At 71.3% G+C, this 1,945-nt stretch carries 2 protein-coding genes and 1 pseudogene; 1 reads left to right on the top strand and 2 read right to left on the bottom strand.

Annotation, left to right across the window (positions count from 1 at the left end; all coding sequences use genetic code 11):
* Nucleotides 1-93 precede the first annotated feature (93 nt).
* Both ACFWFR_RS13240 and ACFWFR_RS13235 read right to left on the bottom strand, forming a co-directional pair.
* Complete coding sequence (locus tag ACFWFR_RS13240; protein ID WP_377623256.1) at nucleotides 94-393, bottom strand: YciI family protein; 300 nt, start codon at nucleotides 391-393, stop codon at nucleotides 94-96.
* A gap of 55 nt (nucleotides 394-448) precedes the next feature.
* Entirely contained in the window at nucleotides 449-1,156 is a 708-nt protein-coding gene (locus ACFWFR_RS13235) for an MBL fold metallo-hydrolase (RefSeq protein ID WP_318244674.1), read from the bottom strand.
* Nucleotides 1,157-1,333: 177 nt separating this feature from the next.
* Here ACFWFR_RS13235 and ACFWFR_RS13230 point away from each other — a divergent pair.
* Nucleotides 1,334-1,945: pseudogene (locus ACFWFR_RS13230) on the top strand (excinuclease ABC subunit A); the annotation flags it as partial.

The raw sequence follows: 1,945 nt of genomic DNA, 5'->3' as shown, positions 1-1,945 counted from the left end.
CCCCTCGGGGAGGCGGGCCGTCGTGCTGTGCAGGTCGGGTCGTGCTGTGCTGTGCTGTGCCGCGCCGGCAGATCGGCGCCAGGCCGTCCCGGGTCAGACGCGGTCGGCCCAGGGTCCGAACACGGGGACCCAGGGGCGGACCGTGCGACGCGTGATGACGTCCTCCCGGGCGAACGGGTCGGCGTCGAGCGTCGTGGCTACGGCGGCCTCGTCGGTGGCGTCGAGCAGCAGGAGCGCGCCGGCCGGGTTGGCGACGTCCTGTGCGAGGGGCCCGGACGCGAGCAACGTGCCTTCCTCGAGCAGGCCGCTCAGGAAGGCGCGGTGCTCGGGGCGGAAGGCGTCGAGGACCGCGGGCTTGTCGGCGTACGTGTAGGTCACTGCGAAGATCGGCATGCCGCTCATTCAAGCACCTCTGCCGACCCGGCCTGCCGCCGTCCCGGGACCGGCGCTACCAGCCGCGCTCGCGCCACTCGTCGAGGTGCGGGCGCTCGGCGCCGAGCGTCGTGTCTGCGCCGTGCCCGGGGTAGACCCAGGTCGCGTCGTCGAACCGGTCGAAGAGCTTCTCGGTGACGTCGGCGTAGAGGAGCGCGAAGCGGTCCGGGTCGTTCGACGTGCTGCCGACCCCGCCCGGGAAGAGCGAGTCGCCCGTGAACAGGTGCACGCGGCCGGGGACGGCCTCCGGCGCGCTCGCGTGCTCGGGCTCGCGGTAGGCGAGCGTGACCGACCCCGGAGTGTGCCCGCGCAAGCCGATGACCTCGATCGTGAGGTGCCCGACGACGAGCGTGTCGCCGTCGTGCAGGGGGCGTGAGATCGCGCCGCCCGTCGTCTCGGTGATGGCGTCCGCGTCGGGGGCTCCCGCCGCGAGCGGTGCACCGGTGGTCGTGCCGAGCGAGGCGAGCGCGCGCGTGTGGTCGAGGTGCCGGTGCGTCGTGACCACCAGGTCGAGGCGGGCGGACGGCGATCCCTCGCGGACGAGCTCGAGCAGGTGGTCCGGTTCGGCCGCAGCGTCGACGAGGAGCTGGGCTCCGCTCCTCCGGCACGTCAGGAGGTAGGCGTTGTTGTCCGACGGCCCGACGGCGAGCTTGCGGATCTCGACCTCGTCGAGGACCCGCAGGTCGCGGGGCCCTCCGACCGTGACGTCACCGGTGTATCCCACGTGCTCTCCTCGAGGTTCCTCGTGCCCGACGTGCCGTGTGACGCGCCTCTCTCCCGAGTCTGTCATGACGGGGCACCGGGTCGGGCCGCAGGTCAGGGGGACGCCACGTCGGCCTGTCGGGCAGTCCACCGCTCGAACAGGTGTGCGAATGTCAGGGGCGAGGCATACGATGCTTCGGTGAGCAATCGCCTTGTCATCGCCGGTGCCCGTGAGCACAACCTCCGCAACGTCGACCTCGACCTGCCGCGGGACCAGCTCATCGTCTTCACGGGCCTGTCGGGGTCCGGGAAGTCCTCCCTGGCCTTCGACACGATCTTCGCCGAGGGTCAGCGTCGGTACGTCGAGTCGCTGTCCGCCTACGCCCGTCAGTTCCTCGGGCAGATGGACAAGCCGGACGTCGACTTCATCGAGGGGCTGTCGCCGGCAGTCTCGATCGACCAGAAGTCGACCAACCGCAACCCTCGCTCGACCGTGGGGACCATCACCGAGGTCTACGACTACCTCCGCCTGCTGTTCGCCCGCGCAGGGACCCAGCACTGCCCGGTCTGCGGCGAGAAGGTCCAGGCGCAGACGCCGCAGCAGATCGTCGACCGCCTCCTCGAGCTGCCGGAGGGCACCCGCTACCAGGTGCTCGCGCCCGTCGTGCGCGGACGCAAGGGCGAGTACAGCGAGCTCTTCAAGGAGCTGCAGTCCAAGGGTTTCGCGCGCGCCCGCGTCGACGGCGAGGTCGTCCAGCTCACGGACCCGCCCGCGCTCGAGAAGAAGCTCAAGCACGACATCGAGGTCGTG

Source organism: Oerskovia sp. NPDC060287 (assembly GCF_042726775.1).
GTDB classification, from domain to species: Bacteria; Actinomycetota; Actinomycetes; order Actinomycetales; family Cellulomonadaceae; genus Oerskovia; species Oerskovia merdavium.
This window is presented reverse-complemented; position numbering and strand designations above follow the sequence as displayed.